The sequence below is a fragment of the Sedimenticola selenatireducens genome, assembly GCF_963675335.2.
In the GTDB taxonomy this organism is placed as follows: domain Bacteria; phylum Pseudomonadota; class Gammaproteobacteria; order Chromatiales; family Chromatiaceae; genus Sedimenticola; species Sedimenticola selenatireducens.
In genome coordinates this window covers 1249789-1263865 of the sequence record NZ_CAXXYC010000004.1, presented here as the reverse complement: position 1 = coordinate 1263865, position 14077 = coordinate 1249789, and the positions used below count along the sequence as shown (strand labels likewise).

At 57.7% G+C, this 14077-nt stretch carries 11 protein-coding genes; 4 read left to right on the top strand and 7 right to left on the bottom strand.

Translation table 11 applies throughout. From position 1 onward, the window contains the following. The first annotated feature begins 258 nt into the window (after positions 1 to 258). A complete protein-coding gene (gene uvrD / locus ACHZBF_RS17010; protein ID WP_029132250.1) occupies positions 259 to 2424 on the top strand; it encodes a DNA helicase II in 2166 nt (721 codons plus the stop codon). A 15-nt stretch (positions 2425 to 2439) separates the two neighbouring features. Here uvrD and ACHZBF_RS17005 read toward each other — a convergent pair whose 3' ends face one another. The 4 genes from ACHZBF_RS17005 to ACHZBF_RS16990 form a co-directional block, all read right to left on the bottom strand. Beyond that, positions 2440 to 2820: a response regulator gene (locus ACHZBF_RS17005; protein WP_321529094.1), complete on the bottom strand. Its 381-nt coding sequence runs from the start codon at positions 2818 to 2820 to the stop codon at positions 2440 to 2442. A 109-nt stretch (positions 2821 to 2929) separates the two neighbouring features. Beyond that, positions 2930 to 3598, bottom strand: coding sequence for a pseudouridine synthase (locus tag ACHZBF_RS17000; protein WP_321529093.1), 669 nt, complete (start codon positions 3596 to 3598; stop codon positions 2930 to 2932). Between the two features lie 8 nt (positions 3599 to 3606). Further along, positions 3607 to 4245: an alanyl-tRNA editing protein gene (locus ACHZBF_RS16995; protein ID WP_321529092.1), complete on the bottom strand. Its 639-nt coding sequence runs from the start codon at positions 4243 to 4245 to the stop codon at positions 3607 to 3609. A gap of 8 nt (positions 4246 to 4253) precedes the next feature. Further along, entirely contained in the window at positions 4254 to 5642 is a 1389-nt protein-coding gene (locus tag ACHZBF_RS16990) for an FAD-binding oxidoreductase (RefSeq protein WP_321529091.1), read from the bottom strand. 200 nt (positions 5643 to 5842) lie between these two features. Here ACHZBF_RS16990 and ACHZBF_RS16985 point away from each other — a divergent pair, with 200 nt between their 5' ends. Continuing rightward, positions 5843 to 6397 carry a TRAP transporter small permease subunit gene (locus tag ACHZBF_RS16985; RefSeq protein WP_321529090.1) on the top strand — a complete coding sequence of 185 codons (555 nt, stop codon included), beginning with the start codon at positions 5843 to 5845 and terminating at the stop codon, positions 6395 to 6397. Further along, on the top strand, positions 6394 to 7773 hold the full coding sequence (locus ACHZBF_RS16980; protein WP_321529089.1) for a TRAP transporter large permease: 1380 nt from the start codon (positions 6394 to 6396) through the stop codon (positions 7771 to 7773). The genes ACHZBF_RS16985 and ACHZBF_RS16980 overlap by 4 nt, the downstream gene beginning before the upstream one ends. Before the next feature lie 80 nt (positions 7774 to 7853). Here the strand turns inward: ACHZBF_RS16980 and ACHZBF_RS16975 are convergent, their stop codons facing one another. Together ACHZBF_RS16975 and ACHZBF_RS16970 are read right to left on the bottom strand one after the other, a co-directional pair. Further along, complete coding sequence (locus tag ACHZBF_RS16975; RefSeq protein ID WP_321529088.1) at positions 7854 to 8927, bottom strand: TRAP transporter substrate-binding protein; 1074 nt, start codon at positions 8925 to 8927, stop codon at positions 7854 to 7856. 280 nt (positions 8928 to 9207) lie between these two features. Then, complete coding sequence (locus ACHZBF_RS16970) at positions 9208 to 11496, bottom strand: NADP-dependent malic enzyme (protein WP_321529087.1); 2289 nt, start codon at positions 11494 to 11496, stop codon at positions 9208 to 9210. Positions 11497 to 11790: 294 nt separating this feature from the next. Between ACHZBF_RS16970 and mdh the strand changes: the two genes are divergently transcribed. Beyond that, positions 11791 to 12723 carry a malate dehydrogenase gene (mdh, locus tag ACHZBF_RS16965; protein ID WP_029132259.1) on the top strand — a complete coding sequence of 311 codons (933 nt, stop codon included), beginning with the start codon at positions 11791 to 11793 and terminating at the stop codon, positions 12721 to 12723. A gap of 86 nt (positions 12724 to 12809) precedes the next feature. Here the strand turns inward: mdh and ACHZBF_RS16960 are convergent, their stop codons facing one another. After that, positions 12810 to 14000: an amino acid aminotransferase gene (locus tag ACHZBF_RS16960; protein ID WP_288102843.1), complete on the bottom strand. Its 1191-nt coding sequence runs from the start codon at positions 13998 to 14000 to the stop codon at positions 12810 to 12812. Between the last annotated feature and the right edge of the window lie 77 nt (positions 14001 to 14077).

Here is a 14077-nt window from a genome sequence, read left to right as displayed (position 1 = left end):
CCAAAAAAAACGGGCATAACGCGAACAATGCCCGTGAGCTTCCATCCCGGATCCCCAGTGCGTGACTCCCTGTACGCGGGATTTATTGTTAATTTCAAGGCAACTTCTGGTTGGTTCACTTTCGTTGCATACGGCTTCTTTATAAAACATGGAGTTCAATGGGGGAATGACAGCGGTCAACCAATCATTCGCTTTATCCCGTTAGCCGTGTCCACACAAGCGGTCGTGATCCAGGGCAACCACTGTTAAGATAATCCGATGGACGTTTCACATATTCTCGAAGGTTTGAATGATGCCCAGCGCGAGGCGGTCTCCGCCCCGCCGGGTGGTATGCTGGTGCTGGCAGGTGCCGGCAGTGGCAAGACCCGGGTGCTGGTGCACCGGATCGCCTGGTTGCTGCAGGTGGTGGGCGCGGCGCCCTGGAATATCCTGGCGGTTACCTTCACCAACAAGGCGGCCCGGGAGATGAAGGGGCGTATCGAAACCCTGCTGGGCCAGCCGGTGGGGGGCATGTGGGTCGGCACCTTTCATGGCCTCGCCCACCGCCTGCTGCGTGCCCACTGGAAGGATGCCAGTCTGCCGCAGAGTTTCCAGATTCTGGATTCCGACGATCAGTACCGCATGATCAAGCGCCTGCTCAAGGCGATGGATCTGGATGAGGCGCGCTGGCCGCCGCGCCAGGCACAGTGGTTCATTAACGGGCGCAAGGATGAGGGGGTGCGGCCCCAGCATATGGATGATGGGGGCGATCCCTATCAGCGCACCATGATCCGTATCTACAGCGAATATCAGGCTGCCTGTGAACGAGGTGGTGTGGTGGATTTTGCCGAGCTGCTGCTGCGCGCCCATGAACTGCTGCGCGACCGGCCGGATATCCTGCACCACTATCGTGAACGCTTCCAGCATATCCTGGTGGATGAGTTCCAGGATACCAATACCATCCAGTACGCCTGGCTGCGTCTGCTGGCGGGCGAACAGAACAATCTGTTCGCGGTGGGTGACGACGACCAGTCCATTTATGGCTGGCGGGGTGCCCGGGTGGAGCATATTCGGGATTTTCGCAAGCATTTCCCCGCGGCACCGCTGTTGCGGCTGGAGCAGAACTACCGCTCCACCGCCACCATTCTCAAGGCAGCCAACGCGGTTATCGCCAACAATCCCTCGCGGCTGGGCAAGGAGCTCTGGACCGACGGCAGTGACGGCGAGCCGATCCTGCTCTACAACGCCTTCAATGAGGTGGATGAGGCGCGCTTTGTGGCGGAGCGTATTCGTCACTTTACCGAGGAGGGTCACCGCCGGGATGAGTGTGCCATCCTCTACCGCTCCAACGCCCAGTCGCGGCAGTTCGAAGAGGCACTGATCCAGGCCCAGCTGCCCTACCGGGTCTATGGCGGCCTGCGCTTTTTTGAGCGCGCCGAGATCAAGGATGCCCTCGCCTATCTGCGCCTGTTGGCCAACCCCCAGGAAGACCCGTCGTTTGAACGGGCGGTCAATCAGCCGCCCCGTGGTATTGGTCCACGCACCCTGGATGCGGTGCGTGCCCATGCCCGCGACTTCGGCTGCTCCTTGTGGCAGTCCGCTCATGAGCTGGTCCAGGGCGGCGCCATGGCCAAACGTGCGGCCAGCGCGCTAAATGGTTTTCTGGAACTGATCGCCGAGCAACGGGTGGGTACCCAGGGACTGGCGCTGCACGAGTTGGCCGATCAGGTGATCACGGTGGCCGGACTGGCGGAGCATTTCCGCAAAAGCCGTGACGGCAAGGGACAGGATCGGGTAGAGAACCTGGAGGAGTTGGTCAATGCAGCCCGGGAGTTTACCTATGAAACTGCCGCGGATGAGGATGAGCTGGACCCGCTGTCGGCGTTTCTCTCCCATGCGGCGCTGGAGGCCGGGGAGAATCAGGGTGACCAGTTTGAAGACTGCGTGCAACTGATGACCCTGCACTCGGCCAAGGGGCTGGAGTTCCCGTTGGTGTTTATCGCCGGGGTGGAGGAGAAGCTGTTCCCCCACAGCATGTCGGCAGAAGATCCGGAACGGCTGGAGGAGGAGCGGCGTCTCTGTTACGTGGGCATGACCCGGGCCATGGAGCAGCTCTACCTCACCTATGCCGAGAGTAGGCGATTGCACGGCAGTGAGTCCTATCCCCTGCCCTCGCGTTTCCTGCGGGAGATTCCCGGTGAGCTGGTACGAGAGATCCGCTCCCGGCCTCAGGTCAGCCGCCCGGTTTATGGTGGTGCATCAACCGGCTTTGCGGATGACGCCTGCGGCTTCCAGTTGGGCCAGCGGGTGCTGCATCCCAAGTTCGGCGAGGGTGTGGTGTTGAATGCCGAGGGTCAGGGCGGCAGTGCCCGGGTCCAGGTCAATTTTGAACAGGCCGGTGCCAAGTGGCTGGTAGTGGCCTATGCCAATCTACAACCGATCTGACAGTTTTTCCCCAGGTTATTTCCCGTTCTGCTGGGCATGCGTCCGCGGGTTGAGGATATTCTCCACGGCACGCACCAGGGCATCGGCGGATAGCGGTTTGACATAGGTGGTGGCGACCACCGGTTTCGCGAGTTGGATAAATTCCGGGTAGGCGGAGATAACGATCACCGGGATTTTGTATTCGCTGATCAGTTTGAAGATGCCTTCCAGGCCGTCGTGATCCGGCATTACCAGGTCGGTGATGATCAGCGCCGGCTGGTAGCGTTCCACCAGCTTCAGGATATCCTTGCTGTTGTCAGCCTGAATCACTTCATAGTGATGGGCTTGCAGCGACAGACTGTAATATTCCCTTAACGGCTCATCATCTTCCAACAGCAATAAGGTGTGTCCGGCCATGAATGCATATTCCTTTATTTCAGCCTGATATTCAGTCGACTGCCGACGCTATCCCCAGTAATTATGGCAGAGATTTCAACCGTGGGTACTTTTGGTCGGTGCCGGCGGGCTAAAACGGTGGCTCGCATTGAAACCGCATCGGTTTCCCGCTCAGGGGGTGAAGCAGGGAGAGTTCACAGGCATGTAACAGCAGGCGTGGTGATTGTTGCCGGCATGCAGGGTCGGCATACAGGTTATCGCCAATAATCACATGACCAATGGCGAGCATGTGCACCCGCAGCTGATGCGAGCGGCCGGTTTCCGGAACCAGCTCCACCCGGCTGCACTCTTTTTCCGGCTGATAGCTCAACAGCCGATAGTGGGTAATGGACGGTTTGCCCGTCTCGTGGTCCACCTTCTGCCTTGGCCGGTTCGGCCAGTCGGTAATGAGCGGCAGGCGGATGGTCCCGGCTGGCGGATCGAGCCGGCCGTCCACGATGGCGATATAGCGTTTGCCGATCTCCCGTTGCTGGAACAGGCGATTCAGGGCGCGGTGCATTTCCCGGCCACGCGCCATTACCATGATGCCGGAGGTAGCCATGTCGAGACGATGCACGATCATGGCGTCGGGAATCCTGGCCTGCACCCGCAGGGCCAGGGAGTCCTGTTTTTCCTCACCCCGGCCGGGCACCGAGAGCAGGCCGCTGGGCTTGTCCAGAATCAGCAGCGCGTCGTCCTGATAGATGATGTCGAGGCCGGCATCCGGTGGCGGCTGGTATTTTCCAAGATCGGCCTGCATCGCTGGTATCACTCCACCCGAATCTCGATACGCTCTTTGCCTTTGCCGGGGTTTTTGCGCTTCAGGGTGACGGCGCCGATCTCTCCGGTCCGGTTCAAATGGGTGCCTCCACAAGGGACGCGGGAAAAGCCCTCAATAGCCCAGTATCGCTTCTCTTTAGTCGGGTCGCTGTAGTCGCTGGTAATTACTAAATCCTGTTCAGCTATGGCATTGACCTGTGCCATCAGCTTCGGCAGCAAGCCGCCCAGGCTTTCGCTATACAGAAAATCGATCCGCGCCTTCTCTTCGGCTATATGGGCGCCGATCTTTTCAATCCCCGGTAGTGCCCGGTAGACCAGCTCCAGCACCAGTTCACAGGCAAAGTGCAGACGCATCAGTCGATAGCGGCGCAGCCAGTCGATTTCGACCACTACCCTGTCGCCCGGTTTGAGCGGGTGCCCCGGTTCCAGTGTGTAGATGATCTCATGGCCCTGTTTGCTGGCGGCCACAACCGGGCAATTGCCAATACTGCCCCGGTCGCTCTCCTGGCCGCCGGAAAAGGCGTAGAAGATGGTCCGGTCCAGGGTAACATCGTTGTCACTGACAGAAGCAATCGTTGCCTCCAGTCGCGACAGATAAGGGTCTTGCCAGAAAACTTTTTCCACCATGGCGTCGTTCAGTCCATACGCAGCACTTTGCCCGGGTTGAGCAGATTGTCCGGGTCCAGGGTCTGTTTGATCTGGCGCATCAGCACCACTCCTTCCGGGTTCTGCTCCTCGAGGAACTGGATCTTGCCCTGCCCGATGCCATGCTCGCCGGTGCAGGTGCCGTCCATGGCCAGGGCGCGGCGCACCAGCCGGTGATTCAGTGCTTCTGCCTCGTCGATATCCTCGGGGCGATCCGGGTGCGGCAGGATGGCCAGATGGAAATTGCCGTCCCCCACGTGACCCAGCATCACAATGGGCATGCTGGCCCGGTCGATATCCAGGCGGGTCTCGCGAATACACTCCGCCAGACGGGAGATCGGCACACAGACATCGGTGGTGATGGCCCGGGTGCCCGGCTGCAGTTGCAGTGCTGAAGGGTAGGCGTCGTGACGGGCTTTCCACAGCCGGTTGCGCTCCTCGCTGCGGGTGGTCCAGGTAAAGTCGCTGCCGTTGAATTCACTGGCGATGCCCTGCACCGCCTCGGCCTGTTCCCTGACGCTGGCTTCGCTGCCGTGAAACTCGAGGAACAGGTGGGGTTGCTCCGGATAGTCCATTTTCGAGTAGCGGTTGATGGCCTGCATCATCAATGCGTCGAGCAGTTCGATGCGGGCGACCGGTATACCCGACTGAATGGTGAGAATCACCATATTGATGGCATCATCCACGCTCGGGAAGCCGCAGACAGCCGAAGAGATCGCCTCCTGCAGGCCGTGCAGCCGCAGGGTCACTTCGGTAATGATTCCGAGGGTACCCTCCGAGCCGATAAACAGGTGAGTCAGGTCGTAGCCGGCGGAGGATTTTTTTGCCCGGGTGCCGGTCTGGATGATGCGTCCGTCCGCCATCACCACCCTGAGTGAGAGTACATTCTCCTTCATGGTGCCGTAGCGCACCGCGTTGGTCCCCGAGGCGCTGGTCGCCGCCATGCCGCCAAGGGAGGCGTTGGCGCCCGGGTCGACCGGGAAGAACAGGCCGGTATCGCGCAGATGACTCTCCAGTTGCAACCGGGTCACGCCGGCCTGTACCGTGCAATCCATGTCCTCCTGATTGACTTGCAGAATCCGATCCATCTGGCTCAGGTCGATGCAGACCCCTCCGCGCAGTGCCTGCACGTGCCCTTCGATGGCAGTGCCGGTGCCGTAGGCGATCACCGGCACTTTGTGGCGGGCACAGATTTGCATGATCTCACTCACCTCCTCCGTGCTGTGGGCAAAGGCCACCGCATCCGGTGGCACGGTCTGGAAGCCTGACTCATCATGTCCGTGATGCTCGCGGACCGCTGGCGCGGTTGAGAGTCTCTCGCCCAGCAGTGTGGACAGTGCGGGGAGTGCATTTTCTACAGCGCCGTAATTTGTGCTCATGGTGTCGATGTACCCGAGATGGCCGAAGATTACCCAAGGAATTTTCGCCTACAATCCAGCGAAGATAAAGCGTGGTCTTTGAGGGGTTTCCGTGCCAATTGCATTGTTGGCATGGAGGTGGTTTCCTGCCGTTGAATCTTGTATTGTTCAAGGGCCTGGCCGCAGTATCCCATAATAATTGCCCCGAGGGGTTCTACTCTATGCAAAAACTTTTACGTTTTTCCGGCATTATCGATGCCGTGAATGAACGGGTCGGCCGACTGATCTCCTGGCTGGTTCTGATCATGGTGCTGTTGGGTGTCTACAACGCTGTTACGCGCAAGTTGAGCCAGACGATCGGTATGGACTTGAGTTCCAATGCCTATATCGAAGCGCAATGGTTTATGTTCAGCCTGGTGTTTCTGTGGGGTGCGGGTTATGCGCTGAAACATCAGGCCCATGTGCGGGTGGATATTCTCTATTCGCGGGTTTCGGAACGGGGCAAGGCCTGGATTGATATTTTCGGCACCTGCCTGTTTCTGCTGCCGTTGTCGGTCCTGATCGTTTGGGTCAGTTACAGTTACGCGGCTGACTCCTGGGCCATTCTGGAAGGCTCCCCGGACCCGGGTGGCCTGCCACGTTATCTGATCAAGTCTGTCATACCCATCGCCTTTGTTCTGCTGATCTTTCAGGGTCTCAGTGAACTGATCAAGCAGATTGCGTTTCTCAGGGGTCTTATCCCCTTCCCCCAGGCACGTGAGGAGGAAGGTATATGAACCCTGATCTGTTAGGTCCGATCATGTTCGGGGCTGCGCTGCTGCTGATCTTTATCGGCTATCCGGTAGCCTTTGCGCTGGGCGGTACGGCGCTGGCCTTTGCGGCCATCGGTATCAACATGGAACTGCTAGATTTCGCCCTGCTCCAGGCCATGTCGCAACGTATTTTCGGGGTGATGCAGAACTATACCCTGCTGGCGGTGCCGTTCTTTATTCTGATGGGCATGCTGCTGGAGCGAACGGGGCTGGCGGAAGACCTGTTGAAGACCATGGGTATCGCCTTCGGTCGGGTGCGGGGCGGGCTTGGGTTTTCGGTGGTGATCGTGGGTACCCTGCTGGCTGCTGCTACCGGTGTGGTCGGCGCTACTGTGGTGGCGATGGGGCTGATTGCCCTGCCCATCATGCTGCAGTACAACTACTCCAAGTCGCTGGCCTGCGGCATCATCTCCGCTTCCGGTACCCTGGGTCAGGTCATCCCCCCCAGTATTGTGCTGATCGTGCTGGCCGACCAGTTGGGTGCGCCGGTGGGCGATCTGTTTGTCGGTTCACTGGTTCCCGGTCTGATGCTCTCGGCCATGTATATGGCCTATGTCGGACTGGTAGCGATAACCCGGCCAAAACTGGCGCCGGCCATGCCGAAAGAGGCACGTGCCATGGAAGGCAAGAAGCTGAGTCGCGAAATCGGCCTGGTGATGATCCCGCCGCTGGCGCTGATTGTGGTGGTGCTGGGGAGTATCTTTGCCGGTTGGGCAACACCGACCGAGGCGGGAGCCTTTGGTGCGGTCGGTGCCATGATTCTGGCTGTGTTGAAACGGCGTCTGACCCTCAGTTCGGTGCTGGATAGTATGACGGAAACGGCCAAGCTCACCAGTATGGTGATGTTCATCCTGGTCGGTTCCCAGGCATTCTCGCTGGTGTTCCGCGGCCTGTATGGCGATCTCTGGGTGGAGGATCTGCTCACTTCCCTGCCCGGCGGTGCCATCGGTTTCCTGATCCTGGTTAATCTCGCCGTATTTGTTCTGGGCTTCTTTATCGATTTCTTCGAGATTGCCTTTATCATTGTGCCCCTGTTGGCACCGGTGGTGGTGAGGATTCTGGCACCGATGTTCGCTGAATTTGATGAGCCGGGACGCATGGCCCTGGTCTGGTTCGGCGTTATGATCGGCATGAATCTGCAAACCTCTTTTCTCACGCCGCCGTTTGGCTTCTCACTCTTCTATCTGCGCGGCGTAGCGCCCGCATCGGTTTCCACGGCGGATATCTACCGTGGGGCCATTCCCTTCATTGTGATTCAGCTGATCGGCTTGCTGGCGCTGTTCTACTATCCGCAGCTGGTGACCGGCTTGTTGAGCATGGGTATCGGCCAATCCTATTAGCAGAGCTGTTGGTTGCTAAATGAAAAGCCCCATCTCCTTGCGGAGATGGGGCTTTTTTTGGGTTATACGCCAGGGCTTGATTACTTGAAATTGAAGCTGGCGTAGGATGTCTCAGCGGTGCTGAACCACGGATCAGACTCCGCCTTGAATGCTCGCCAGCCTTCGTAGATGTCTTTGAATGTCGCATCCTCGGCCGACAGCTCGTCATACAGTGCATAGGCCTCTTTACGCGCTGCCTCCAGGATCTCCTGGGAGTATTCACGTAGCTCGGTACCCTTGTCCAACAGACTCTTCAGTGCGACCGGGTTTTTCGAGTCGTAGTCCACCATCATGTTCAGGTTGGCCTCGGCGGATGCGGAGGCGACAATCTCCTGATACTCTTTCGGCAGGCTGTCCCAGGCCTTCTGGTTGACATAGATACTCAGAGTCGGCGCAGGCTCCCACCAGCCCGGGTGGTAGTAATATTTCGCCACCTTGTAGAAGCCGGCCTTCTCGTCATCATAGGGGCCCACCCACTCGGTGGCATCAATAACACCGCGCTCCAGTGCCGGATAGATCTCCGCACCGGGCAGGACCTGTACCGTGGCGCCGAGACGACTCATTACCTTGCCGCCCAGCCCGGGGATACGCATTTTCAGGCCCTGCAGATCGGCAACCGTGTTGACCTCTTTACGGAACCAGCCACCCATCTGCACGCCGGTGTTGCCGGCGGGGAAGTTGACGATGTTGTGGGCGGCGAAAATTTTACGCAGCTTCTCCAGACCGCCACCGTTATAAAGCCAAGCGTTCTGCTGGCGATAGTTGAGGCCGAACGGTACGGCGGTATCGAATGCCAGGGAGGGATTTTTACCGATGTAATAATAGGAGGCTGTGTGTCCCATCTGCACCGTGCCCTGGGATACGGCATCGAATACTTCAAGGCCGCCCACCAACTCACCACCGGCGTAAGGGATGATTTCAAACTGACCGCCGGTCATGGCTTTTACGCGCTCCGAAACGGTTACGGCACCACCATAGATGGTGTCAAACGCCTTTGGCCAGCTGGTGGCCATTCTCCAGCGAATCTTTTTGTTGCTCTGGGCGAGTACGGCCGGAGCGGCGCCAGCGGCCACGGCTCCAACGGCTGCCTTTTTCAGAAAATCACGACGCTTCATCTGGATCTCCTCTGGTTTGGTAACATTATTATTCGAACAGTGTAGAGACCTATATATAGGCGATCGGCACAGTGAGTGCAAATAGATTCTTGATTTAATAACACCCGTAAGAATAAGTGTTTAGTGCAATATTGCCGCCTTGTCGATGTGCGTAACAGTTGCAGACGTAAATATTTTTCAATGCCAAAAATAGAGTCGAACAATTATTAAAGGATACTAAAAGGGCGTGCCCGATCTGCTCGGACACGCCCTTGACGATGCAGACTATCGGTTATGCCGTTTAGCCTGCCGCGTGGGTTGTCTTCCAGTCAATAGCGTCAACCACCGCCACCGCACTCATGTTGACAATGCCGCGTACGGTGATCGAGTCGGACACTGCATGGGCCGGATATTTCAATCCGGTCAGCATCGGTCCCACCGGGACAGCTTCGCCCAACATCTTCACCATGTTATAGGAGATATTGGCAGAATCCAGGTTGGGCATGACCAGCAGATTCGCCGCCCCCTTGAAGCGGGAGTGAGGAAAAATCTTGTCACGGATTTCATCAGAGAGCGCCGAGTCGGCATGCATTTCACCCTCAACAACCACACCGGGATACTGCTCATGCAGAATTCTGCGCGCCTCCTTCATCTTGCGAGAGAAGGCATTATCCCGACTGCCGAAGTTCGAGTGTGACAACAGGGCCGCCTTGGGTGACATGCCAAAGCGTCTGACTATTTCTGCCGCCATGGCCGTCTTCTTGGCGATCTGCTTTGGCGAGGGGTCCGGGGTCACATGGGTATCGGTCAGGAAGAAGGTACCCTTGGACAGAATCAGCATGGTGATGGCCGAACAGTCGGTGGTGTCTTCACGAATACCGATGACACTGCGGATATATTTCAGATGCTGGATGTAGGCACCCTCCACGCCACAGATCATGGCGTCCGCGTCGCCCTGCCGGGTCAGCAGTGCCGCCAACACCGTGGAGCGTGTGCGTACCACGCCGCGTGCGAATGCGGGTGAGACACCGTTGCGTCCCTCGATCTCATGGTAGTGTTGCCAGTCCCGCTCGAAGTTCGGGTTGTCGTTCATGTTCACGACCTTGACATCCTGGCCGAGTCGGAAGCGCAGTCCAAGACCCTTGGCTTTCTCTTCGATCACCTCCGGACGTCCGATCAGGATGGGTTTACAGATGCCGTCATCCACCAACACCTGAACAGCCTGCAATACCCGGGTCGCCTCGCCCTCCGCGAATACCACACGCTGCGGATTGGAGATGGCCCGTTCGAATACCGGCTTCATCACCAAGCCAGAGCGGAAAACAAATTCTCTCAGGGTGCGGCGATACTCATGGAAGTCCTGGATCGGGCGGGTGGCCACGCCGGAGTCCATCGCCGCCTGGGCGATCTTCGGCGGCAGGTCGGTCATTAGTCGCGGATCGAACGGTCTGGGGATCAGGTACTCACGACCGAACTGCAGCGCCTGTCCGCCGTAGGCGGCCTGGACCTGGTCGGAGGCCTCTTTCATCGCCAGGTCGGCGAGCGCTTCAACGCAGGCGATTTTCATGTGCTCGTTAATCGTGGTGGCACCCACATCCAGGGCGCCCCGGAACAGGAACGGAAAACAGAGCACATTGTTGACCTGGTTCGGGTAATCGGAACGTCCGGTGGCAATTATGGCATCCGGTGCGACCGCGAGCACCTCTTCCGGAGTGATCTCCGGTGTCGGGTTGGCGAGGGCCAGAATGAACGGCGGATTGGCCATTTTCTTTACCTGGTGCTGTTTCAATACGCCGGGTCCCGAGAGGCCCATGAAGATATCGGCCCCTTCGATGACCTCATCCAGGGTGCGCTGGTCGGTCTCCACCGCATATGCTTCCTTGTAGGGGTCCATGTCCTCTTTGCGACCCTTGTAGACTACGCCGTCCCGGTCAACGACCCGAATGTTCTCTTTTTTAAGCCCCATGCTCACCAGTAGATTGAGGCAGGCCAGTGCCGCGGCGCCGGCACCGGTGCAGACAAGCCGCACTTCCTCAATTTTCTTACCTGCGACCCGCAGACCGTTGCGCACCGCGGCGGCAACTACAATGGCGGTGCCGTGCTGATCGTCATGGAACACCGGTATGTTCATGCGTTCCCGCAGTCGGCGCTCAATCTCGAAACATTCTGGCGCCTTGATATCCTCCAGGTTGATGCCGCCGAAAGTCGGTTCCATGGCGGCAACGGTTTCTATGATTTTTTCCGGATCTTTCAGATTGAGCTCGATATCGAACACATCGACACCGGCAAATTTCTTGAACAGAACGGCCTTCCCTTCCATGACCGGCTTGGCTGCCAATGGACCGATGGCGCCAAGACCCAGTACGGCGGTGCCGTTGGTGATGACGGCCACCAGGTTACCCCTGGAGGTGAGGCTGGCTACCTCATTGGGGTCACGGACAATCTCCTCACAGGCGGCGGCCACGCCGGGCGAATAAGCGAGTGCGAGATCGCGTTGGTTGACCATTTTTTTGGTGGCAACGATCTCCATCTTTCCTGGCTTCGGAAAGCGGTGATAATCGAGTGACGCCTCGCGCAGGTCGTCTGTCATGTTCTATTCCTTATATATACGGGGTTGTGGGTTTTAGATTAAAAAAACAAATAATGAATATAGAATTATCGAATAGATTATACCAATGCAAATAAATAGTAACCCGAATTTTGTTGCTTTAGGGCTATTTTTTCGACTATTTCCGGATTTTTATGGAAAATTAGTATGAATGTCCTATTATTTCTGCGGTTTTTCCCTGCGAGCATGGATTCTTGTGTGGAAATGCCGTAATATTTCGTCCGATTTTCAGCTATTCTAAGTAAACCCCTAACACTACTGCAGAGGATTAATCTCATGAAGGTATCCGTTCTTGGCGCTGCCGGCGGCATCGGTCAGCCACTGGCCCTCCTACTCAAAAATGCCATGCCTGCTGGTTCAGAGCTGGCGTTGTACGATGTTAATCCTATGGTACCTGGTGTTGCGGCGGACCTGAGTCACATCCCGACGCCGGTGAAGGTTTCGGGTCACGGCGCTGATCAGCTGGAAGCGGCGATGGCGAATAGCGATATCGTAATTATTCCGGCCGGTGTACCGCGTAAGCCGGGGATGTCCCGTGATGACCTGTTTAACGTCAATGCCGGTATTGTGAAATCGCTGGTGGAGACCGGTGCAAAAGTCTGCCCCAACGCCTGTTACGGAATTATTACCAACCCGGTAAACTCCACCGTGCCCATCGCGGCTGAAGTTCTGAAGAAGGCCGGTGTTTATGACAAGCGCAAACTGTTCGGTATCACTACTCTGGACATCATCCGTTCCAACACCTTCGTGGCGGAACTGAAGGGTCTGGACCCCACCAGCCTGAATATTCCGGTGATCGGTGGTCACAGCGGTAACACCATCCTGCCACTGCTTTCCCAGATTGGTATTGAGTTCTCCCAGGAAGAGATCGAGAGCCTGACCCCAAGAATTCAGAATGCCGGCACCGAGGTGGTTGAGGCCAAGGCTGGTGGCGGTTCCGCAACTCTCTCCATGGCGGATGCCGGTGCCCGTTTTGCCCTGACCCTGCTGGATGCCCTGAATGGCCAGGAGTCCGTGGTCTGCACCTATGTCGAGGTGGAGAATCAGCCGACCCGCTTCCTCTCCCTCCCGGTCCGTCTGGGCAAAAACGGTGTTGAAGAGATCCTCCCGGCCGGCACCCTGAGCGCCTATGAGCAGAAACTGTTTGATGAGATGTTGCCGACCCTGGAGGGTAATATCGCCAAGGGTGTGGAGTTTGCCAACAGCTGATTGTTGACTGACAGACCAACAAAAAACGCCCGGGTCAAACCGGGCGTTTTTTGTTGGGCGATACCCTGCCGTTGCAGGTTATCCGTTTACAGCACCTGGGCAATACCGCTGCAGAGTGCGTCCATGTTGTTGCGCGTCATGCCGGCAACGCTGATGCGGCCCGAGCCCACAATATAGATACCAAACTCATCTTTCAGGCGTTTCACCTGATCCGGGTTCAGGCCGGAGAAGGAGAACATGCCGCACTGACGGCTGATAAAGCTGAAATCCTGATCAACCCCCTTCTCCTTCAGTGTGGCGACGAACAGATCGCGCATCGCCTGGATACGGTCACGCATCTCCGCCACCTCTTTCTCCCACTCCGCATACAGCGAGGCGTTGTTGAGGATGGTGGTGACGATGCCGCTGCCGTGGAACGGCGGGTTGGAGTAGTTGGCGCGAATGATGGATTTGATCTGGCTGAAGGCGTTATCGGCCTGGTCGGCCTCTTTTGCCAGCAGCGTGATGCCGCCTACGCGCTCGTTATAGAGCCCGAAATTTTTGGAGAATGAGCTGGCCACCAGCAGTTCCGGGTTGTGCTCGGTGAAGATGCGCAGGCCGGCAGCATCGTCCTCGATCCCTTTGGCGAAACCCTGGTAAGCGAAGTCGAACAGAGGCAGCCAGCCGCCCGCGGCGGAGAGCCTGGCCAACTCTTCCCACTCGTCGGCGGTGGGATCGATGCCGGTCGGATTGTGGCAGCAACCGTGAAACAGCACGGTATCCCCGGCGGCGACCTGCTGCAGCGAATTCTTCATGGCCGCGAAGTCCTTGTCCTTGGCTTCCGCGTTGTAATAGTCATAGGTGGCCACTTCCAGGCCAGCCGCCTGGAAGATGTTGCCATGGTTGGCCCAGGTCGGGTTGCTGACCCAGATGCGTCTGCTCGGCATGTGCCGGGCGATGAACTCGGCGCAAATGCGCAGGGCGCCGGTGCCACCAGGTGCATGGGCCGAACGGGCGCGGCCGGCACGGATGATATCGCTGTCGCTGCCGAACAGCAGGCGCTGGACGCCCAGCCCGTATTCGGGGGTGCCCTCAATACTCAGATAGCTTTTGCTGGTCTCTTGGCTCAGCAACCGCTCTTCGGCTTTTTTGACACATGAGAGGATAGGAGTGGTGCCCGCCTCGTCCTTATATATTCCGACACCGAGATTGATTTTGTCGGTACGGGTATCCTTTTTGAAGGCTTCCGTCAGACCAAGGATGGGATCGGCCGGTGCGGCGCTGAGCTGTTCAAACATTTTTCCCCTCATGCGAGCTATTTAATGACAAATGGGCCAATATGCTACTCCCTGTGGGTAGCGTTGCAAAGCGCTTA

What these genes read in the sequence shown, in the direction of transcription:
- ACHZBF_RS16960 (WP_288102843.1), bottom strand. Translation starts at nt 14,000, where the DNA reads ATGTTTGAACAGCTCAGCGCCGCACCGGCCGATCCCATCCTTGGTCTG.
- ACHZBF_RS16980 (WP_321529089.1), top strand. Translation starts at nt 6,394, where the DNA reads ATGAACCCTGATCTGTTAGGTCCGATCATGTTCGGGGCTGCGCTGCTG.
- ACHZBF_RS16990 (WP_321529091.1), bottom strand. Translation starts at nt 5,642, where the DNA reads ATGAGCACAAATTACGGCGCTGTAGAAAATGCACTCCCCGCACTGTCC.
- ACHZBF_RS17005 (WP_321529094.1), bottom strand. Translation starts at nt 2,820, where the DNA reads ATGGCCGGACACACCTTATTGCTGTTGGAAGATGATGAGCCGTTAAGG.
- ACHZBF_RS16985 (WP_321529090.1), top strand. Translation starts at nt 5,843, where the DNA reads ATGCAAAAACTTTTACGTTTTTCCGGCATTATCGATGCCGTGAATGAA.
- ACHZBF_RS16975 (WP_321529088.1), bottom strand. Translation starts at nt 8,927, where the DNA reads ATGAAGCGTCGTGATTTTCTGAAAAAGGCAGCCGTTGGAGCCGTGGCC.
- ACHZBF_RS17000 (WP_321529093.1), bottom strand. Translation starts at nt 3,598, where the DNA reads ATGCAGGCCGATCTTGGAAAATACCAGCCGCCACCGGATGCCGGCCTC.
- ACHZBF_RS16995 (WP_321529092.1), bottom strand. Translation starts at nt 4,245, where the DNA reads ATGGTGGAAAAAGTTTTCTGGCAAGACCCTTATCTGTCGCGACTGGAG.
- mdh (WP_029132259.1), top strand. Translation starts at nt 11,791, where the DNA reads ATGAAGGTATCCGTTCTTGGCGCTGCCGGCGGCATCGGTCAGCCACTG.
- ACHZBF_RS16970 (WP_321529087.1), bottom strand. Translation starts at nt 11,496, where the DNA reads ATGACAGACGACCTGCGCGAGGCGTCACTCGATTATCACCGCTTTCCG.
- uvrD (WP_029132250.1), top strand. Translation starts at nt 259, where the DNA reads ATGGACGTTTCACATATTCTCGAAGGTTTGAATGATGCCCAGCGCGAG.